Here is a 20,146-nt window from a genome sequence, read left to right as displayed (position 1 = left end):
GATATGATCGCGCCACTGGAGTGGCGCGCCCCCAGCCCTACTCCAGCACGGCGTGGCCCGCACCAACCTGCCCCTTGGCCTTGCGCAGCAGCAGGATCAGCGGCAGCGCCAGCAGGGCCACCAGCATCATCAGCTTGAAGTCGTTGGCGTAGGCGATGACGGCGGCCTGCTTGGTCACCTCGGCGTTGAGTGCGGCGCGGCCGACGGTGGTCGCCATGTTCCAGAACTGCGCTGCGCCAGCCTGGCCCAGCGCGTCGTTGAACGGCGTCACGTGGCCCGCCAGCTCGGCATGGACAAGCTGCGTGTTGCGGGTCAGCAGGAAGATCACCATCGAGATGCCGATGCTGGAGCCGATGTTGCGCATCAGGCTGTAGAGCGCGGTGCCCTGCGTGCGCAGGTGGCCCGGCAGGGTCGCGAAGGTGATGGTCGAGAGCGGCACGAACATGAAGCCCAGCCCCATGCCCTGCAGGACGCCGGTGCGGATCAAGGTCCACTCCGAGACGTTGGGCGTGAAGCCTGTCATCTCCCACAGGACCTGGGCGGTGATCAGCAGACCGGCTCCGAGCAGGATGCGCGGGTCTACCCGGTTGATGATGCGGCCGACGATCATCATGGCCAGCATCGTGCCCATGCCGCGCGGTGCCAGGATGAGGCCGGCGGTAACGACCGGATAGCCCATCAAGTTCTGCAGGTAGGGCGTGATCAGCGCCAGCGAGGCCAGCAGGATGATGCCGACCACGAAGATGAAGCAGAGGCCGACCGAGAAATTGCGGTCCTTGAAGATGCTGGGATCGATGAACGGCTTCTTCACCGTGAAGGTCTGGACGAGGAACAGGTAGAAGGCGAGCGCGGCCAGCACCGCCTCGATCACGATCTCGGTCGAGGAGAACCAGTCGATCTGCTCGCCGCGATCGAGCATCATCTGGAACGAGCCGATGGCGACGCTGAGCATCGCGAAACCGAACCAGTCGAACGAATCGCGGCGGGTCTTCGTCTCCTCCAGATAGGCCGAGAGGCCGAGGAAGGTGACGATGCCGATCGGCACGTTGATGTAGAAGACCCAGCGCCAGTTATAGACCTCGGTCAGCCAGCCGCCGAGCGTCGGGCCCAGGATGGGGCCCACCATGACGCCCATGCCCCACAGCGCCATCGCCGAGCCGTGCTTCTCCTTCGGATAGGAATCGAGCAATACCGCCTGCGACAGCGGTACCAGCGAGGCGCCGAACAGGCCCTGCAGCAGGCGGAACAACACCATCTCCGGCAGCGACACGGCGATGCCGCACAGGACGGACGCGCCGGTAAAGCCTGCGACAGCGATCTGGAACAGCCGCTTGCGACCGAGGCGCGCTTCGAGGAAGCCCGTCACCGGTGTCGCGATGGCCGCGGCCACGATGTATGAGGTCAGCACCCAGTTGATCTGGTCGGTCGTCGCCGACAGCGAGCCCTGCATGTAGGGCAGCGCCACGTTGGCGATGGTCGTGTCCAGCGCCTGCATGATCGTCGCCAGCATGACGCAGAGCGTCAGCGGGACGATGGCTTTGGGGACGGAGTTAGATGAGGTGGTCATGTGCTGGGGGCGCGCCACTCCAGTGGCGCGTCATTCTCCTGGTTCAAGGGAAGATCGCGCCACTGGAGTGGCGCGCCCCCAGCGAATCAAAATCCGCTGAACAGGTCCGCGAGCTGGCGATGATGGCCGGTGTCGATTTCGACATAGGCGCTCATGCCGGTGCGCAGCGGCGGCGCGTCTTCGGGCATCTCGACCTTGAGGCGGATCGGCACGCGCTGGACGACCTTCACCCAGTTGCCCGTCGCATTCTGCGCCGGCAGCACGGAAAACTCCGCGCCTGTCGCCGGGGCGAGACTGGTCACCGTCGCCTTCCATTCGCGGCCGGGATAGGCGTCGATCGACACGGTCGCCTTGTCGCCCGGCTTCAGGTTCGTGAGGTCGGACTCCTTGGGGTTCGCCTCGACCCAGACGTCGGCCGTCGAGACGAGGCTGAACGCCGCCTGCGCCGCCGGCAGGTATTCGCCGACCTGCAGCGCATCGACGTTGGTCACGATACCGGGAATCGGCGCCAGCACGGTGGTGCGCGTGAGGTCACGCTTCGCCTTGTCGACCTGCGCCTGCGCGGAGAGGAAATTCGGGTTCTGCTCGATCGGCGCGTCGGCACGGCCGCCGAGCTGCGCCAGCGCCGCGTCGGCATCGTGCTGCGCCATGAGCAGCCGCTCGCGCGCGGTATCGAGGTCGCGCTTGGCCTGGTCGAAGGTCGCCTGGGCCGCGACGCCGCGCTTTAGCAGGTCCTGCTGGCGCTGTGTGGTGGTCTCGAAGAAACCGATATCGGTCTTGGCCTGCTCGATCTGCGCCAGCTTCTGGCGATAGGTCGCCTGCTGCGTCACGATCTGGTTGCGCACCGCGCCGAGATTGGCCTCGGCGCCGGCCAGCGCGATCCTGAACGGCTCCTGGTCGAGGGTGAACAGGACCTGCCCCTTCTCGACCGCCTGGCTCTCGTGCACGGCGACATTGGCAACGATGCCGGACACGTCGGTCGCGACGGTGAGCTTGCCGGCATGGACATAGGCATTGTCGGTCGAAACGTAGCGGCCGCCCGCCATGTAGGCATACAGGCTGCCGGCCAGCACGACGGCCGGACCGAGCATCAGCAGGATGCGACGCAGGTTGCCGGGCCTCTGCCGCGCCTTGATCAGCTTCGCCTTCGGGGGCGCGGAAACCTCGAAGCGCTGCAGCAGCTTCTCGGCCGCGGCCTGGTCGGCATCGTTGGCGGCGGGCCCGGGAACGGGCGCGGTCACCTCGTCTGCAAGCTCGCTCTGCCGGAATGAGCTCCTGTTAGCCATTACTCGTACTCCTCTCGGCCACCGCCGGCGCAGCCTTGGCCAGGAGATTGGCCTTCATGCTCGACAGCAGGGCAAACAACCGGTCGCGATCTTCCTCGGCCACGCCTTCCAACGCTTCGCCGCGGGTCGCGGCTCCAATGGTGAAAATGTCGGCCAGCAGCGGATGGGCCTTGTCGGTCAGGTAGAGCTGGCGGATGCGCCGGTCGGTCGGATGGGCGCGTCGTTCGACGAGGTCGCCCTCCTCCAGCCGGTCGAGCAGCCGCGTCAGCGTGATCGGCTCGACTTCCAGGATGTCGGCCAGCCCGCTCTGCTGGATGCCCTCGTTGCGCGCGAGATGTGCCAAGACCGAGCACTGCGAGCGCGTCAGGCCGAGGCCGCGCGCATTCTGCTCGAAGCGCTTGCGCATCAGCCGGGCCACGTCGTGCAGCAGAAAGCCGAGATTGCGTTCAGGGAGTTCCATGGGTTTCTCTTAAGTCAGCTTAAGATAAGCTTGCTTATTATTTTGACAAGGGCTTATGGCGACAGATTTAAATCGCCGAAAATCTCTTTTAGATCAGCGCCTTAGGGCGCGACACCGAAGCCAGCGCGCTGGATCGCCTTGCTGATGGCGGGGATGTCCGCGCCCTCGGGAAGACGCATCTCCCCGCTCTTGAGATCAACCGAGAGAGGCGCAGTGCCGGCGCCAGTGGCGGCGCGGGTGACGGCCTTTACGCAGCCGTCGCAATCCATGCCGGTGACCTTGAGGATGAGTTCTTGTGCCATGTGATATAGCTTCGCGCCCGCCGGCCGAACCGGCAAGAGGCAAAAGTACGGGGTTCTGGGTGAGCGGCGACATCGACGATTTTCGCGGCCTTCTGGCCAAGGTGGGCAACGGCGAGACCCTCGGCATCGACGAGGCTGAGCGTGCCTTCGGCATCATGACGTCGGGCGACGCCACGCCGGCCCAGATGGGCGCCTTCCTGATGGGCCTCAAGGTCCGCGGCGAGACGGCCGAGGAACTGGCCGGCGGCTCGCGGGCGCTCAGGGCCAAGGTGCTGCGTGTGAAAGCGCCCGAGGGCACGATCGACATCGTCGGCACCGGCGGCGACCATCACGGCACCTACAACGTCTCCTCCTGCTCGGCCTTCGTCGTGGCGGGCGCCGGCATCCCGGTCGCCAAGCACGGCAATCGCGCCTTCACCTCGAAGTCCGGCGCGGCCGACGTCCTGTCGGCCCTCGGCATCGGTCTCGAAGTGCCGATCGAGGCGCTGGAGAAGGCGCTGGTCGAGGCGAAAGTCTGCTTCCTGATGGCCCCCCGCCATCACAGCGCGATGCGCAACGTCGCCGGCCCCCGCGTCGAGCTGGCGCCCTCGCGCACCATCTTCAACCTGCTGGGCCCCATGTCGAACCCCGCTTTGGTGACGCGCCAGCTCGTGGGCGTGTTCGACCGCCGCTGGCTGAAGCCGGTCGCCGAGGCGCTGGGCCAGCTCGGCCTCGAGCGCGCTTTGGTCGTGAACGGGCAGGACGGCATGGACGAGCTGACCACGACGACCGCGAGCTGGGCCGCCTCGCTCGAGAACGGCAAGGTGACCGAGATCGAGATCGCGCCGGAGGAGATCGGCGTCAGACGCGCCACGCTCGACGAACTCAAGGGCGGCGACGCGGCGCACAATGCCGAGGCGATCCACGCGCTGCTGGGCGGCGAAAAGAACGCCTTCCGCGATATCGTGCTGCTGAACAGCGCCGCCGCGATCATGGTCGCGGGCAAGGCGCGTGACCTGAAGGAAGGCGCCGCCATGGCGGCCCAGTCGATCGACAGCGGCAAGGCCCGCGAAGCGCTGGCGATATTGAAGAGGATTTGCGCATGAGCGACACGCTCGACAGGATCGTTGCCGACAAGAAGCGCCATGTAGCCGGGCGCATGTCGCAGCGATCGCTCAGGGTCGTCGAGAACCTGGCCCGTGACACCGATTCGCCACGTGGCTTCGCGAAGGCGCTCAAGGCCACGATCGCTGACGGCCGCTACGGCCTGATCGCCGAGATCAAGAAGGCGTCACCTAGCAAGGGGCTGATCCGCGAAGATTTCGACCCGCCGTCCCTCGCCCGGTCCTATGAGCGTGGCGGCGCGACCTGCCTGTCGATCCTGACCGACCAGCCCTACTTCCAGGGCAAGGACGAGTTCCTGACCCAGGCGCGCGCCGCGGTGAAGCTGCCGGTACTGCGCAAGGACTTCATGATCGATCCCTATCAGGTGCCGGAAGCCCGCGCGCTCGGCGCCGACTGCATCCTGCTGATTATGGCCTGCCTCGACGATGCGATGGCAGCCGAGCTGGCGAAGCTCGCGCACAAATGGGGCATGGACGTGCTGGTCGAGGTGCATGACGCGCCCGAACTGGAACGTGCACTCCAGGTCGATGCCGATCTCATTGGCGTCAACAACCGCAACTTGAAGACGCTTGCCGTCGATCTCGCGACGACCGAGAAGCTCGCACCGCTGGTGCCGAAGGACCGCGTGCTGGTGGCCGAAAGCGGCCTGGGCTCCCCGGCCGATCTCGCGCGCATGGCCAAGGTCGGTGCCTCGGCGTTCCTGATCGGCGAGAGCTTCATGCGCAAGCCCGACGTCGAGGCGGCCGTGCGCGAGATGCTGGTGCGCGAGGCGGCATGAAGCGGAAGGCCGCACTCACCCATTTCGACGAAGGCGGCAACGCCCGCATGGTCGATGTCGGCGACAAGGAGATCACCGAGCGCGTCGCGGTCGCGCGCGCCAGCGTCACCATGCAGGCCGCGACGCTGAAGCTGATCCGCGACAAGAAAGCGAAGAAGGGCGACGTGCTGGCGGTGGCGCAGCTCGCCGGCATCATGGCCGCGAAGAAGACGCCCGACCTCATCCCGCTCTGTCATCCCCTCGCCCTCTCCTCGGTCGACGTGAAACTGTCGCTCGACCCGAAGCGCAAGGCGGTCGACATCGAGGCGACCTGCAAGCTGAAGGGCAAGACCGGCGTCGAGATGGAAGCACTGACGGCCGCGTCCGTTGCCGCCCTCACCGTCTACGACATGTGCAAGGCGGTCGATCGCGGCATGGTGATCTCCGAGGTGAAGCTCCTGCACAAGTCCGGCGGCAAGTCGGGAACATGGGATGCCTGATCATTGGAGCGCGCAACTCCAGTTGCGCTCATGTCTTGGCCCCACGACGATGCTTGAGCGCCACTGGAGTGGCGCGCTCCAATGAGGCGATAAATGCTCTCCGTTCGTGACGCTCACGCCCGAATAATTGCGACCTTCGAGCCGCTTCCGTCGGAGATCGTGTCCGTCGCCGATGCCGCCGGCCGCGTTCTCGCGACACCGCCCCAGGCACGCCTGACACAACCGCCGGCGGATCTCTCGGCGATGGATGGCTATGCCGTGCGCGCGGCCGATGTGCCCGCGGTGCCGACGACCCTCAACCTTGTAGGACAGGCGCCGGCCGGTGGCTCCTACGATCACGCCCTGCAGCCCGGCGAGGCCGTGCGCATCTTCACCGGCGGCCCGCTGCCGATGGGCGCCGATTCCATCGTGATCCAGGAAGACACCACGGCAGACGGGCCGAAGATCACCATCCTCGACCCGCCGCGCCTCGGGCGTCACATCCGCAAGGCCGGGCTCGATTTCTCCGGCGGCGACACGCCACTGAAGGCGGGCCGAACCCTCACCACGCGCGACGTGGCGTTGATCGCCGCCATGAACCACCCCTGGGTCTCGGTCCATCGCAAGCCGAGGGTCGCCATCCTCTCCACCGGCGACGAACTCGTGATGCCGGGCGAGCCGGTCGGCCGGAACCAGATCGTCTCCTCCTCCGGCATCGCGGTCGCGGCCCTCGTGCGCGGCTGGGGCGGCGAGCCGACGCTGTTCGACATCGCGCGTGACGACGCGAAGCTGATCGAGAGCTGCATCGAGGCCGGCGCGCAGCACGACCTGCTCATCACCCTGGGTGGCGCCTCGGTGGGCGACCACGATCTCGTGCAGGGCGCGCTGAAGGCGCAGGGCTTCGACATGGATTTCTGGAAGATCGCCATGCGTCCGGGCAAGCCGCTGATGTTCGCCGCCCGCGACCGCGCGCGCGTGCTTGGGCTGCCGGGCAATCCCGTCTCGACCATGGTCTGCTCGCTCCTGTTCATGAAGCCCGCGCTGGAGCGGATGCTGGGCCAGTCCGGCGACCTCGTGCGGACCCAGCCCGCGCGTCTCGCGGTCGACGTGAAGCAAAACGACCAGCGCGAGGACTATGTCCGCTCGCGTCTCGTCCGTGCCGCCGACGGATCGCTCACCGTCGACCCGCATCCCGTGCAGGACAGCTCGATGCTGTCGGTGCTGGCGGCCTGCGACGGGCTGATGATCCGGCCCGCCCATGATCCGGCGCGCAAGACGGGCGACACCGTGCAGGTCGTCGATCTGACGGGGCTTCCGGGCGGCTACTGAAGGCGTAGGTGTCCCGGCCTACTTCGCCGGAATGAATGTCTTGGATGAAACCGGAGGCAGCCCTGGCAAATGTGTGTTGGCGTCCGCCTCCAGCCCTATCGCTCCATCCTTGACCACGACGACGAGACTGCAAAAATCATGATGAGAATTTGCGGAAAACAGCCTGTCGCCGAGGACCGCCGGGACAGCGGCCACAGCCATGGCAGGCGGCTCATTGTCGTATAAAACAACTCGGTCGGCGTTGGCCGGAAAAGCGATGTACCTGCGGGCCTTCGAACCCGGGCCGTTCACATCGACACGGCGAATGCCCGAAAAATAGACGTCGACGCCGTTTGCCGTTCGTTCGACGCGCGCAATCCAGCAAGCCGCCGCATCCGTCGATTGGAGCGCGAGCAAGACAAGAAGACTTCCGAGACTCCAGCGCAGCATCCAAAACTCCAGCTTTCGCATCCGTCAGCATAGTACCTTCAAGTCAGTGAAGCGCTCGGTTTGGGAGACCTCTCGAAGCATCGCAATCCCCGTTGTCCTCGGGATAAGTTGACCTTTTGGCGGAACTAAACTAGAACATGTGCCGGGTTTCAGGATTTGTTCCTAAATCCGGTAGGCGTTCTGGGGAGAAGACGGTGCTCACCCGCAAGCAAAACGAACTGCTTCTGTTCATCAACAAGCGGCTCAACGACGACGGCGTGTCGCCCTCCTTCGACGAGATGAAGGAAGCGCTGCGGCTCAAGTCCAAGTCCGGCATCCATCGCCTGATCACCGGCCTCGAGGAGCGTGGCTTCCTGCGCCGCCTGCCGCATCGCGCCCGCGCGCTGCAGGTCATGAAGCTGCCGGACAGCGCCGCTCTGCCGGCGCCGAACGTCACGCCGCTGCTCGCCGAGGCTCGCCGCGCCGGTTTCTCCGAAGGCCGCGAAGGCTTCGTGCCGCAGATCGTGCGCGCCGACCGGGTGCCGTTGGCCGGCGCCATCCAGGCCGCCAACGAGGCGCAGGCGCTGAGCCTGCCCCTCTATGGCCGGATCGCCGCCGGTACGCCGATCGAGGCGCTGCGCGACAATTCGACGACCGTCGACGTCCCCGTCTCCCTGCTGGGCTCGGGCGCCCACTACTGCCTCGAAGTCCAGGGCGACTCGATGGTCGAGGCCGGCATCCAGAACGGTGATATCGCCATCATCAAGAGCGCCGACACCGCCGAGAGCGGCGAGATCGTCGTGGCGCTGATCGACGATACCGAGGCGACCTTGAAGCGCCTGCGCAAGAAGGGCGCGTCGATCGCGCTGGAGCCCGCCAACGCCGCCTACGAGACCCGCATCTTCGGACCCGACCGGGTCAAGATCCAGGGCCGCCTCGCCGGCCTCTATCGCCGCTATCACTGAGGCAGGTTCGTCAGGCACCCGGCGCCTTCACCGGCGCGGTCTGGCGCATCGAACTGTTGGGCACCCAGGGCCGGTCGCCACGACGGCCGTTGGCGGTCTCGCGGCGCACATTGAGATCGTCGAGCCACAGCGCATGCGCGCCATCCTTCCAGGCATCGCGCCGGTCGATGACGAGACGCGGGCCGCGACAGCGTGCCTGCGCATCGACGGTCGACAGGACGATGTCGGCCGAACCGCAGGCTTCGGCGAGGCGCCGGTCGTCGCTTACCATGGCGATGCGCCACGGCCCCTTGCGCCAGCGACAGAGCCCGGTGTTGCAGCCGAGGCCGGCCGCCTCCTGGTCGGCGCTCACGGTCCAGCGCTTGGCGCCTTCCTGCCCCTGCCGGCGTGCCCACGAATCGCTCACGAACCGGTCGGTGCGTGCCGAGGCGACATGGACCACGCCCTTCTCGTCGCGCAGGCCGAGCACGCGGCCGTCCTCGCTCATCAGCAGATCGGGCGCCGGCGGCGGGCCGAGCATCAAGCCGATCGCCACCACAGGCAGGCCGGCGTAGCGCCAGCGTCGTCGCCACAGGCAGAGCCACAGGCCGCCCGCGGTCAGCAGCCACAGGCTGGCGCCGGGCAGCGACGGCACGAGCATGGCGGCGTCGGGCCAGGCCGCGACATGGAAGGCGATGGCGTTCAGCCAATCGACGCCCCAGCCCATCGGCACCAGCGCAATCGCCTCCAGCCCGAACGGCATCAGCAACATGGCGAGCAGGCCCCAGGGCATGATCCAGAAGCCGGTGAGCGGCACGCCCAGCAGGTTGGCGACAACGCCGAGCAGCGACAGGCGATTGAAGTGGTAGGCCGCGAAGGCGCCGGTCGCGATCGAGGCGATCAGGGTCGTGAGCAGGCTCACGGCCAGGGCAGCGCCGATCCGCCATGCCCAGCGGTGGCGCGAGAGCTCGGCCCGCTCATGCAGGCGACGACGCAGGGGCGCCGCCGATTCCCAGCCCGCGATCAGGGCGACCACGGCCGCGAACGACATCTGGAAGGAGGCACCGGTCAGCGACTCCGGTGCGATGACGAGCACGATGACGGCCGACCAGGCGACGAGGCGCAGCGACAGCGCCGTGCGGTCGAGCAGGATCGCCAACAGCGCGAAGGCCGCCATCGCGCAGGCGCGCTGCGCCGGCACCGGCGCGCCGGCGAGCGCGGTGTAGAAGAGCGCGGCCATCAGCGCGAGGACGGCCGCCACTTTCTTGGCGTCGATGCGCAGCGCCAGCGCCGGAACCAGCGCGATGCCGTAGCGCACGAGGCCCATCACCAGGCCGACGACGAAGACGATGTGCAGGCCGGAGATCGACAGGATGTGCGCGAGGCCGGAATCGCGCATCGCCTGCGCCACGTCCTTGTCGACGGCGGTCTGCTCGCCGACCAGCAACGAGGCGACCACGCCGCCTTCCGGCCCGGGCAAGACCTTGAGGATGCGAGCGGCCAGATCGGCGCGCAGCGCGTCTAGGGTGCGCACGAAGCCGTCGGGCTTGCCGCGCTCGATCACCGCGGCCGGCGCCAGCGCATAACCGACGGCGCCGAGTTGCTGGTACCAGGCGACCCGCTGGAAATCGAAGGCACCGGGCGAGGCCGGTCCGGCGGGCGGCGAGAGATTGGCGAGCACCAGCAGCCGGTCGCCGATCACCAGCGGCGGCGCGCCCCGGCTCAACGTCACGCGGACCTTGGCCGGCATCATCTCGGGCGGCGGCACGCCAGTGCCCCGGAGCCGCACCGCCTCGAGTACGACGCGCACGCCGTCGGGCAGGCGCTGGATGTCGGCCACCCGCCCCTCGACGTTAAGGCTGAACAGCGGCCGGCTGAGCGTCGGCGCCGCAAGACTCGCGGTGCGCCAGGCGACGAGGCCGAAGCCCGTGGAGGCCGCGACGGCGCCGATGGCAAGCGCGCGCGCAAAGCTGCCCGATGGTGCGAGGAAGGCGATGACAAAAGAGCCGGCCGCCAACGCCGGCCCGACCCAGAGCGCGGGTTCGCTCGGCAATTCATAGTAGACGGCGATGCCCAGCCCCAGCGCCACGGGCAGCCATAGCATCCAGCGGCCGCGCTCGGCGTCCAGCTGCTCAAGGATCCAGGCGCGCGGGTTTGACACTACCCGGACGCTCCCCTACCTACGGCGCGCTTTTTAGCCCGAATTGCGGCAAAACCCGCGCTTACCGAGCACAAGTTCCCAGGCCGATGACCGTCGTAACCCGCTTCGCTCCCTCGCCCACCGGCTACCTCCATATCGGCGGCGCCCGTACTGCCCTGTTCAACTGGCTGTTCGCCAGGCATCACGGCGGCAAGTACCTGCTGCGCATCGAGGATACCGACCGCGCCCGCTCCACGGAGCCCGCGATCGCCGCGATCCTCGACGGGCTGTCGTGGCTCGGCCTGCCGTGGGACGGCGAGGTCACCTACCAGTTCTCGCGCGCCGCGCGTCATGCCGAGGTCGCGCTGGAGATGCTGGCCAAGGGCCATGCCTATCATTGCTATGCCTCGCCGCAGGAGCTCGACGAGATGCGCGCGGCACAGAAGGCCGCTGGCAAGCCGATGCGCTACGACGGCCGCTGGCGCGACCGCGACCCGAAGGAGGCGCCCGCCGGCGTGAAGCCGGTCGTACGCCTGAAGGCGCCGCAGACCGGCCAGACGGTCATCAAGGACGCCGTGCAGGGCGAGGTCACGGTCGAGAATGCCCAGCTCGACGACATGATCCTGCTGCGCGCCGACGGCACGCCGACCTACATGCTGGCCGTCGTCGTCGACGATCACGACATGGACGTGACGCACGTGATCCGCGGCGACGATCACCTGAACAACGCCTTCCGCCAGTTGCAGATCATCCGCGCCATGGGCTGGCCCGAGCCGGTCTATGCCCACATCCCGCTGATCCATGGTCCCGACGGCGCCAAGCTCAGCAAGCGTCACGGCGCGCTGGGCGTCGATGCCTATCGCGACATGGGCTTCCTGCCGGCGGCGCTGCGCAACTACCTGCTGCGGCTGGGCTGGGGCCATGGCGACGACGAAATCATCTCGACGGCGCAGGCGATCGAGTGGTTCGACCTCGACGGCGTCGGCCGCTCGGCCTCGCGCTTCGACATGGCCAAGCTGACCAATCTCAACGCGCATTACCTTCGCGAGACGCCAGACGCTCAGCTCCTGCCGCTGGTGCTGCCGCGCATCGAGGAGAAGCTCGGCACCGTCGACGCCGCTGGCCGCGAGCGCATCGTGCGCGGCCTCTCCGGCGTGAAGCAGCGCGCGCGCACCCTGATCGAACTCGCGGACAGTCTTGCCTTCTACGCCCGCGCTGGCGCGCCGCCGATCGCCGACGACAAGGCCCGCGCGCTGCTTACACCCGACGCCCGTGCCGTGATGGCGAAGCTCGCGCCGGCGCTGGAGCCGCAGGCCAGCGACTGGAGCGAAAAGGCGCTTGAAGAAGCCGTGCGCGAGTTCGCCGAGGCAAACGGCCTGAAGCTCGGCCAGGTCGCCCAGCCGCTCCGCGTCGCGCTGACTGGCTCGACCGCCTCGCCCGGCATCTTCGAAGTGCTGGCCGTGCTGGGGCCCGCCGAGAGCAAGGTTCGTTTGCTGGCGGCCGCCGCTTGAACGGGAGACAGGTAATGGATGACAAGAAGCCGATGCCGGAGGCCGCTGCGAACGAAGAGGCGCGGGATTTCATTCGCGACCTGGTTCAGTCGGATCTCGCCAGCGGAAAAGTGCAAAGCATTGTTACGCGCTTTCCGCCGGAACCGAACGGCTATCTGCATCTCGGCCACGCAAAGTCCATCTGCTTGAATTTCGGAGTTGCGACCGAATATGGCGGCCGCTGCCACCTTCGCTTCGACGACACGAACCCCGCGAAGGAGGAGCAGGAATATATCGACGCCATCAAGCGGGACGTCCATTGGCTCGGCTTCGACTGGGGCGAGCATCTGTACCATGCGTCGGACTATTTCCAGACGTTGTACGACTGGGCCGAGCATCTCATTCGCGCCGGCCTCGCCTATGTCGACGACACCCCGCCCGACGAGATGCGGGCAATGCGCGGTACGCTGACCGAACCGGGCCGCGCTTCGCCGTACCGCGACCGCTCGATGGAAACCAATCTCAGCCTGTTTCGCGACATGCGCGCCGGCAAGTTTCCCAACGGCGCCTGCGTGCTGCGCGCAAAGATCGACCTTGCGTCCGGCAACATGAACCTGCGCGACCCTGTCCTGTATCGCATCCTGCACGTGGCTCACCCGCGCACCGGCACGCAGTGGTGCATATATCCGAACTATGATTTCGCACATGGCCAGTCCGACGCGCTGGAACATGTCACGCACTCGCTTTGCACCCTGGAGTTCGCGGACCATCGTCCCCTCTACGACTGGTTCCTCGACCACTTGCCGGTGCCGGCGCGGCCGCGCCAGACCGAATTCGCCCGCCTCAATATCGGCTACACCGTCCTTTCCAAGCGCCACCTGACGGATCTGGTGCGGCGCGGCATCGTGAGCGGCTGGGACGATCCGCGCATGCCGACCCTGGCAGGCCTGCGCCGCCGCGGCGTGCCGCCAAAGGCGATCCGCGATTTCGTTCGGCGCATCGGCATGTCCAAGGCTAACAGCGTCGTCGATCTCGCCATGTTCGATCACGCGATCCGCGAGCATCTCAATCAGGTGGCGCATCGGCGCATGGCGGTCCTGCGGCCGCTCAAGCTCGTGATCGAGAACTTTCCCGAAGACCACGTCGAAGAGCTGGAGGCCGTCAACCATCCGGGGGATCCGGGCGCCGGCACTCGTACGCTTCGATTCCGCAGGGAAGTCTTCGTCGAGCGCGACGACTTCATGGAGAATCCGACGAACAAATTCTTCCGGCTGGCGGTGGGGCGAGAAGTCAGGTTGCGCTACGCCTATCTCGTCACCTGCCGCGAGGTGGTCAAGGACGCCGACGGCAACGTGGTCGAACTGCGCTGCACCTACGATCCAGCGAGCCGCGGCGGCAACGCGCCGGACGGTCGAAAGGTAAAGGCCACCCTGCACTGGGTGTCCGCCCAGGATGCGCTTCCCGCCGAAGTCCGATTGTACAGCACGCTCTTTAACCGCCCTGACCCGGGCGCCGGTGGCGATCTCGACGCCGACCTGAATCCAGGCTCGCTCGAAGTCCTGTCGGGCGCACTGCTGGAGCCCTCATTGGCACAAGTACCTGGAGGGGAAGCCGTGCAGTTCGAGCGACTGGGCTATTTCTGCCCAGACCTCGCAAGCCGGCCAAAGGCTCTGGTGTTCAACCGCACGATCGATCTGCGGGACACTTGGGCAAAGGTGCAGGTCCAGAGTTAGGAGTAGCGGTGCCCCGAGACGAGGCGCGATTGCCGGCGGCTGCCGGATAGATCACGCCGCGCGCGGCCATCACGCTGCGGCAATGAGCACACGCGTCTGGATCTGGTTGCTATCGTTGTCCGTCCTGTGGGGCGGCTCGTTCTTCTTCGCCAAGGTGGCGCTGGCTGAACTGCAGCCACTCACGGTCGTGTTCTGCCGTGTGGCCTTTGCAGCGCTCGCGCTCAACCTCGTACTCGCCGTTGTCGGCCGTCCCCTCTTCCGGACCGGCACGCCGTGGCGCAGCTTTGTGGCGATGGGCCTGCTCAACAATCTCGTGCCCTTCGGACTGATCTTTTGGGGCCAGACGCAAATCACGTCGGGCCTCGCTTCGATCCTCAATGCGACGACACCTCTCTTCACCCTGGTCGTCGCGCATTTCCTTACGCAGGACGAACGGATCGGCGGGCTCAAGCTCGGCGCGCTGCTGATCGGGATGACCGGCGTCGCGGTCCTGACGGGACCATCGCTGCTATCGACCGCGCAGGGCATTGCGGGCCAGATCGCCTGCCTCGGCGCCGCCCTATCCTACGCTTTCGCCGGTATCTATGGGCGGCGCTTCAAGCGAATGGGCGTGGCACCGCTCGATGCGGCGGCCGGTCAGGTCACAGCGAGCGCCATGTTGATTCTGCCGATCATGCTGATCGTCGATCGGCCCTGGGAGTTGGCAGCGTTTCCATCGGCAATCACATGGGCCGCGCTCGCGGGCCTCGCGTTGCTTTCGACTGCACTCGCATATGTCCTGTATTTCCGAATTCTTGCAGTGGCGGGTCCAACCAATCTCCTGCTGGTTACATTTCTGATACCGGTCACCGCGATCCTGCTGGGCGCCCTGATCCTGGACGAGCGACTGCAGCCGCGACAGTTCGCCGGCATACTGCTGATTGGCCTCGCGCTCGCTTTGCTCGACGGCCGCATGCTGCGCTTTCTACGCCTCGCGAAATAGCGGTTCGGCTGCACAATTGCGCCATCTTTGCTGGCTTGTTAGGGTGCCGCCGAACCGGCGAACGGCATCCCGCGGGATGCGCGCGCCTTGCCTGAATCGAGCCTGCGAAAGAGTTCATCCAATGGCCAAATCGACCGTGACGCTGACCGACAACGAAACCGGCAAGACCTATGAGATGCCGATCATTCACGGCACCCTCGGGCCGCGTCTGGCCGATATCCGCAAGTTCTACGGCGAGTCGGGGATGTTCACCTACGACCCCGGCTTCACCTCGACCGGCTCGTGCGGCTCGAAGATCACCTACATCGATGGCGACGAAGGCATCCTCCTCCATCGCGGCTACAATATCGCAGAGCTCGCCGAGCAGAGCGACTTCATGGAAGTCTCGTACCTGCTGATGAAGGGCGAGCTGCCGAACAAGGCGCAGAAGGACAAGTTCGTAAAGGACATCACGAACCACACGATGGTTCATGAGCAGCTCAGCCAGTTCTATCGCGGCTTCCGCCGCGACGCCCATCCGATGGCGATCTGCTGCGGCGTCGTCGGCGCCCTCTCCGCCTTTTATCACGACTCGCTCGACATCCACGATCCGCACCAGCGCATGGTTGCTTCGTACCGCCTGGTCGCGAAGATGCCGACGATCGCGGCGATGGCCTACAAGTACTCGGTCGGCCAGCCGTTCGTGTATCCGCGCAACGACCTCTCCTACGCCGCCAACTTCCTGCGCATGATGTTCTCGGTCCCGGCCGAGGAGTACGAGGTGAACCCGATCGTCGAGAAGGCGATGGACCGCATCCTCATGCTCCACGCCGACCATGAGCAGAACGCCTCGACCTCGACCGTCCGCCTCGCTGGATCTTCTGGCGCCAACCCGTTCGCCTGCATCGCCGCCGGCATCGCCTCGCTGTGGGGCCCGAGCCACGGCGGCGCCAACGAAGCCGTCATCAACATGCTGAACGAGATCGGCGGCAAGCAGAACATCCCGGGCTTCCTGTCCCGCGTGAAGGACAAGTCGGATCACACCCGCCTGATGGGCTTCGGCCATCGCGTCTACAAGAACTACGATCCGCGCGCCAAGGTGATGCGCCAGACCTGCCACGAGGTCCTGACCTCGCTCGGCGTCGCCCACGACCCGCTGCTCGAGCTGGCCATGGAGATGGAGCAGATCGCGCTGAAGGACGACTACTTCGTCTCGAAGAAGCTCTACCCGAACGTCGACTTCTACTCGGGCATCATTTTCCGCGCGATCGGCATCCCGACCTCGATGTTCACCGTTCTCTTCGCGGTGGCCCGTACGGTCGGCTGGATTTCGCAGTGGAACGAGATGATCGAGGATCCCGACCAGAAGATCGGCCGTCCGCGTCAGCTCTACAACGGCCAGACCGAGCGTCCGTACAAGCCGCTCCATATGCGGGGCTAAGGGCTAATTCGCTGTCCGGGAGGCAAGCGAGAAGCACATGCAGAGATCATCGTTCGGGCCGCACCGGGGGGATACATCCTGGGCGGCCACCCAAAAGCCGATGGTCATGCCGCGCATCGTGCGGCTGGGCCGGCCGGCCAACGACAATTTCCGTCGTCCGCGCCTGCGGGCATGGTTGTTCGTCGCGATGGCCGGTATTGCCGGCGCGGCGCTGGCCCTGGTGGCCGAGAACTGGCGATTCTTCTAAGGACCACCGGTTAGTCTCGAACGATTTAAAGGCCCGCGATGCGGGCCTCTTCTTTTGTCGGTTCGAGGTGGTTCGAGCTTCGTGTGGTCTTTCTTCCTTCGGCGCTCTCGGACATTGCCGGAGGCAATGTCCTGTCGCTCATGGGGCTGAGCTTCGCTCAGCCCTACTTCCGCTCGATCAGCTCGATCTTGTAGCCGTCCGGATCTTCCACGAAGGCGATGACGGTCGTCCCGAACTTCACGGGGCCTGCCGCGCGCGTGACCTTGCCGCCGGCCTTCGTCACGTCCTCGCAGAGCTTGTAGACATCGGGCACGCCGATCGCGAGGTGACCGAAGCCGGTCCCCAGCTCGTACGGCTTCGCCTGGTCCCAATTGTGGGTGAGCTCGACGACGCAATGCTCCGGCTCGTCGCCGTACCCGACGAAGGCCAGGCTGTACTTGCCGTCCGGCACGTCGCGCTTGCGCAGTAGCTTCATGCCCATGGGGCCGGTGTAGAAGGCGAGCGACTTGTCGAGATCCATGACGCGGATCATCGTGTGCAGCATGCGGAAATTGGACTGGGTATCGGGCATCATCCCCTCCCTGGTTTTCGCGGATTACCGGTCTCGGATCATGGCGGCAAATGTCGCCTCGGCGGCTACCTTGCCGTCGACGATCGCCTTGCCCGAGAACTTCCAGACATTGGCGCGGGCCTGCACCTTCTGGACATGCAATTCCAGGCGGTCGCCCGGCAGGACCGGCCGGCGGAACCGTACGCCGTCGATCGACATGAAGTAGACCAGCTTGCCCTCGGACTCGGCGCCGAACGTCGAGACCACGAGAACGCACGCCGTCTGGGCCATCGCCTCGACGACGAGAACGCCCGGCATGACCGGTTCGGACGGAAAGTGCCCCTGGAAGAACGGCTCGTTGATGGTGACGTTCTTGATGCCGACCGCACTCTGGTCGAGCTTCATATCGATCACCCGATCGACCATGAGCATCGGGTAACGGTGCGGGATCATTTCCAGGATCCGCTTGATGTCGACGGACGTCGCCACGACGGCGCCGGCATTCTCGGTGTGGGCGTTCATGACCGTGGCCTCGTCACTTAGAAGCGCGTGCCGAAGCTGAAGCGCACGGCCTGCTGCTTGTCCCACGGCTCATACTGAAGCGGTATCGCATAGTCGATGCGGATCGGTCCGAACGGCGAGATCCACTGGATGCCGATGCCGGTCGACACGCGCATGAGCTGGCTGGTCAGCACCGACGCCAGGCCGTAACTCTGCGACTGCACGCCCCAGAGCGAACCGACATCGACGAACGCCTTGCCGAGGAGTCCCACTTCCTTCGGCACGAGCGGCAGCGGATAGGAGAGCTCCGTCGTGCCCGTGTAGTAGAACTGGCCGCCCAGCGAGTCGGTGGTGTTGGCATCGCGAGGGCCGATACCGCCGACGGCGAAGCCGCGCATCGTGTCACCGCCGATGAAGAACAGGTTGTTCAGTCGGACATAGGAGCCGTTGTACGGAAGAATGATACCACCCGAGGCACCGACCGACAGGACGACATCCTCGAACAATGACCTGAAATAAACCGCGTCGGCCGTGGTGCGGATGTACTGCTCGGTGCCGATCAGGCCGGCAGCGGCGATCGAGTTGCGGACCAGCCAGCCCTTGGTCGTATTCAGACGCTGGTCGCGGGTGTCCCACATGACCGTCTCGGACAGTTCGGAGACGACCTGCGTGCCTTGATTCTGCTGGATGACGTACGAAGCCCAGGGCTGGACGTTGTAGATGTCGGTCTGCCGCAGCGTGTAGCGGACGATCTGGCGAATGTCCTCGGAGTAGGCCCAACCGCCGCGCAGGGCAAAGCCGAGGCTGCGATCGCTGTAGCTGGCGACCGACTGGCGATCGTTCGATGTCCGGAATATGTCGAAACCGGCCGAGATCTGCCGATCCATGAAGTAAGGTTCGGTAAAGCCCAGGTCGATCGAGGTGCTCAGCGTGCCGAGCGACAGGCCGATGCGCGCTTCCTGGCCCTTGCCGAGCAGGTTGCGCTCCTTGACCGAGATGTCGCCGACGATGCCCGCCGTCGTCGAGTAGCCGGCGCCGAAGGAGATTTCGCCGGTGCTTTGCTCGACGACCTGCACCTCGAGGTTGGTCTTGTCCGGCGCCGAGCCGGGCGCTGCCGAGACGTCGACCTTCTCGAAGAAGCCCAGGTTCCGCAAGCGCTGCTGGCTGCGACGGACCTTCGCCGTGCTGAAGGCATCGCCCTCGGCCAGGCGGAATTCGCGCCGGATCACCTTGTCGAGCGTGCGCGTGTTGCCCGAAATATTGATGCGCTCGACGTAGACGCGCGGGCCTTCCTGCACGTCGAAGGTCACGTCGACCGTGTCGTTGTCCTTGTTGCGCCGGATATTGGGCCGGACGTCCACGAAGGCGTAGCCGAGCGAGCCGACCGCTTCGGAGATGTTCGAGACCGACTTCTCGACTTCGTCGGCGTCGTACCATTCGCCTTCGGCGATCGTCAGGAAGCTCTTGAGCACGTCGACGTCGAGGCCCTGGAATCGGCTGGTGACATCGACCTTGCCGAACCGGTAGCGATTGCCCTCACTGATCGTGAAGGTAATGAAGAAGCCTTCGCGATTGGGCGCAAGTTCGGCGACGGCCGACACCACGCGGAAGTCGGCATAGCCTTCCGAGAGGTAGAATTTGCGCAGAAGCTCGCGGTCGAGGTTCAGCCGATCCGGATCGAAGCGGTCGTCCGACGACAGGAAACGCCACCAAGCGCTCTCCGAGGTGCGAATCTTGCCGCGCAGCGTACCGTCGCCGAAAGCCTCGTTGCCGACGAAGCTGATACGCTTCACGCCGGTAACGTCGCCTTCGTTGATCTCGAAAACGAGATCGACGCGACCCTGCTCCAGGTTGATGACCTTGGGCTCGACGGAGGCGTTGTAGCGACCGCCGCGCCGGTAGATCGTCAGGATACGATCGACGTCGGCCTGGACACGGGCGCGCGTATAGACCTGGCGCGGCTTGGACTGCACTTCGTCGCGCAGCTTGTCGTCGTCGATCTTCTTGTTACCTTCGAAAGCGACGCGATTGATGATCGGATTTTCCGTGACCTTCACGACCAGGGTCGAGCCCTGCATCTCGATCACGACGTCGGAGAAAAGTCCCGTCGCGAACAGCGCCTTCAGCGAGCGGTCGGCGGCGGCCGAATCGAACGGCTCGCCGACCTTCAACTGCAGGTAAGAGCGAATCGTCTCCGCTTCGGAACGGACATTACCTTGAATCTGGATACCGGCAATCGTGCCACCGCCAGCCGCGACGCCACGCTGGGCGTGTGCCGGAGCAGCGAAGGCCAGGATTGCTACAATGGCCAGTACGGCCCAACGAACGATCAAACTCACCCCCGGCGCCAGTCAGACCTGCCGATGGTCAATAACGTGAACGCAGCTTTCTAGACCGGCAAAGGGGCGTAGGCCACCCCTTTTGTCCCCCGCTCTTTCATCGTTACG

At 65.8% G+C, this 20,146-nt stretch carries 19 protein-coding genes; 10 read left to right on the top strand and 9 right to left on the bottom strand.

Annotation, left to right across the window (positions count from 1 at the left end):
- Positions 1–37 precede the first annotated feature (37 nt).
- The 4 genes from AC1ROX_RS07700 to AC1ROX_RS07685 all read right to left on the bottom strand — a co-directional run bounded on the left by AC1ROX_RS07700 (position 38) and on the right by AC1ROX_RS07685 (position 3,615).
- The gene (locus AC1ROX_RS07700) at positions 38–1,567 is read right to left on the bottom strand and encodes a DHA2 family efflux MFS transporter permease subunit (protein WP_493124058.1); all 1,530 of its coding nucleotides are present in this window, start codon (positions 1,565–1,567) and stop codon (positions 38–40) included.
- Positions 1,568–1,653: 86 nt separating this feature from the next.
- On the bottom strand, positions 1,654–2,853 hold the full coding sequence (locus AC1ROX_RS07695; protein WP_493124056.1) for an HlyD family secretion protein: 1,200 nt from the start codon (positions 2,851–2,853) through the stop codon (positions 1,654–1,656).
- Positions 2,846–3,313: a MarR family winged helix-turn-helix transcriptional regulator gene (locus AC1ROX_RS07690; protein WP_493124054.1), complete on the bottom strand. Its 468-nt coding sequence runs from the start codon at positions 3,311–3,313 to the stop codon at positions 2,846–2,848. The genes AC1ROX_RS07695 and AC1ROX_RS07690 overlap by 8 nt, the downstream gene beginning before the upstream one ends.
- A gap of 101 nt (positions 3,314–3,414) precedes the next feature.
- On the bottom strand, positions 3,415–3,615 hold the full coding sequence (locus AC1ROX_RS07685; RefSeq protein ID WP_493124052.1) for a heavy-metal-associated domain-containing protein: 201 nt from the start codon (positions 3,613–3,615) through the stop codon (positions 3,415–3,417).
- A gap of 71 nt (positions 3,616–3,686) precedes the next feature.
- Here AC1ROX_RS07685 and trpD point away from each other — a divergent pair, with 71 nt between their 5' ends.
- From trpD to AC1ROX_RS07665, 4 genes are all read left to right on the top strand, one after another.
- A complete protein-coding gene (gene trpD / locus AC1ROX_RS07680) occupies positions 3,687–4,700 on the top strand; it encodes an anthranilate phosphoribosyltransferase (RefSeq protein ID WP_493124513.1) in 1,014 nt (337 codons plus the stop codon).
- A gap of 53 nt (positions 4,701–4,753) precedes the next feature.
- Positions 4,754–5,497 carry an indole-3-glycerol phosphate synthase TrpC gene (trpC, locus tag AC1ROX_RS07675; protein WP_493124511.1) on the top strand — a complete coding sequence of 248 codons (744 nt, stop codon included), beginning with the start codon at positions 4,754–4,756 and terminating at the stop codon, positions 5,495–5,497.
- Complete coding sequence (moaC, locus tag AC1ROX_RS07670; protein WP_493124050.1) at positions 5,494–5,976, top strand: cyclic pyranopterin monophosphate synthase MoaC; 483 nt, start codon at positions 5,494–5,496, stop codon at positions 5,974–5,976. Before trpC ends, moaC begins: the two co-directional genes overlap by 4 nt.
- A gap of 93 nt (positions 5,977–6,069) precedes the next feature.
- Positions 6,070–7,284: a molybdopterin molybdotransferase MoeA gene (locus AC1ROX_RS07665; protein ID WP_493124048.1), complete on the top strand. Its 1,215-nt coding sequence runs from the start codon at positions 6,070–6,072 to the stop codon at positions 7,282–7,284.
- An 18-nt stretch (positions 7,285–7,302) separates the two neighbouring features.
- On the opposite strand, the gene AC1ROX_RS07660 is transcribed toward AC1ROX_RS07665, so the two are convergent.
- Positions 7,303–7,713 carry a hypothetical protein gene (locus tag AC1ROX_RS07660; RefSeq protein ID WP_493124046.1) on the bottom strand — a complete coding sequence of 137 codons (411 nt, stop codon included), beginning with the start codon at positions 7,711–7,713 and terminating at the stop codon, positions 7,303–7,305.
- Positions 7,714–7,907: 194 nt separating this feature from the next.
- Between AC1ROX_RS07660 and lexA the strand changes: the two genes are divergently transcribed.
- Positions 7,908–8,657 (top strand): transcriptional repressor LexA, encoded by a 750-nt coding sequence (lexA, locus tag AC1ROX_RS07655; protein ID WP_493124044.1) that lies wholly within the window; start codon positions 7,908–7,910, stop codon positions 8,655–8,657.
- Between the two features lie 10 nt (positions 8,658–8,667).
- Here lexA and AC1ROX_RS07650 read toward each other — a convergent pair whose 3' ends face one another.
- Positions 8,668–10,797 carry a ComEC/Rec2 family competence protein gene (locus AC1ROX_RS07650; RefSeq protein WP_493124042.1) on the bottom strand — a complete coding sequence of 710 codons (2,130 nt, stop codon included), beginning with the start codon at positions 10,795–10,797 and terminating at the stop codon, positions 8,668–8,670.
- Positions 10,798–10,883: 86 nt separating this feature from the next.
- Between AC1ROX_RS07650 and gltX the strand changes: the two genes are divergently transcribed.
- The 5 genes from gltX (at position 10,884) to AC1ROX_RS07625 (ending at position 16,648) form a co-directional block, all read left to right on the top strand.
- Complete coding sequence (gene gltX, locus AC1ROX_RS07645) at positions 10,884–12,287, top strand: glutamate--tRNA ligase (RefSeq protein WP_493124040.1); 1,404 nt, start codon at positions 10,884–10,886, stop codon at positions 12,285–12,287.
- Between the two features lie 14 nt (positions 12,288–12,301).
- Positions 12,302–13,999, top strand: coding sequence for a glutamine--tRNA ligase/YqeY domain fusion protein (locus AC1ROX_RS07640; protein WP_493124038.1), 1,698 nt, complete (start codon positions 12,302–12,304; stop codon positions 13,997–13,999).
- A gap of 82 nt (positions 14,000–14,081) precedes the next feature.
- Entirely contained in the window at positions 14,082–14,981 is a 900-nt protein-coding gene (locus AC1ROX_RS07635) for a DMT family transporter (RefSeq protein WP_493124036.1), read from the top strand.
- A 121-nt stretch (positions 14,982–15,102) separates the two neighbouring features.
- Positions 15,103–16,401 carry a citrate synthase gene (locus AC1ROX_RS07630; RefSeq protein WP_493124034.1) on the top strand — a complete coding sequence of 433 codons (1,299 nt, stop codon included), beginning with the start codon at positions 15,103–15,105 and terminating at the stop codon, positions 16,399–16,401.
- A 37-nt stretch (positions 16,402–16,438) separates the two neighbouring features.
- Positions 16,439–16,648 (top strand): hypothetical protein, encoded by a 210-nt coding sequence (locus AC1ROX_RS07625; protein WP_493124032.1) that lies wholly within the window; start codon positions 16,439–16,441, stop codon positions 16,646–16,648.
- Positions 16,649–16,811: 163 nt separating this feature from the next.
- Here the strand turns inward: AC1ROX_RS07625 and gloA are convergent, their stop codons facing one another.
- The 3 genes from gloA to bamA are packed head-to-tail and all read right to left on the bottom strand — an operon-like array spanning position 16,812 to position 20,038.
- Complete coding sequence (gene gloA / locus AC1ROX_RS07620; protein WP_493124030.1) at positions 16,812–17,219, bottom strand: lactoylglutathione lyase; 408 nt, start codon at positions 17,217–17,219, stop codon at positions 16,812–16,814.
- Between the two features lie 24 nt (positions 17,220–17,243).
- On the bottom strand, positions 17,244–17,720 hold the full coding sequence (gene fabZ / locus AC1ROX_RS07615; RefSeq protein ID WP_493124028.1) for a 3-hydroxyacyl-ACP dehydratase FabZ: 477 nt from the start codon (positions 17,718–17,720) through the stop codon (positions 17,244–17,246).
- Between the two features lie 17 nt (positions 17,721–17,737).
- Positions 17,738–20,038 carry an outer membrane protein assembly factor BamA gene (gene bamA, locus AC1ROX_RS07610; RefSeq protein WP_493124026.1) on the bottom strand — a complete coding sequence of 767 codons (2,301 nt, stop codon included), beginning with the start codon at positions 20,036–20,038 and terminating at the stop codon, positions 17,738–17,740.
- Positions 20,039–20,146: the final 108 nt, after the last annotated feature.

The organism is Reyranella sp. GW821-FHT14A01, from assembly GCF_058803965.1.
This window is presented reverse-complemented; position numbering and strand designations above follow the sequence as displayed.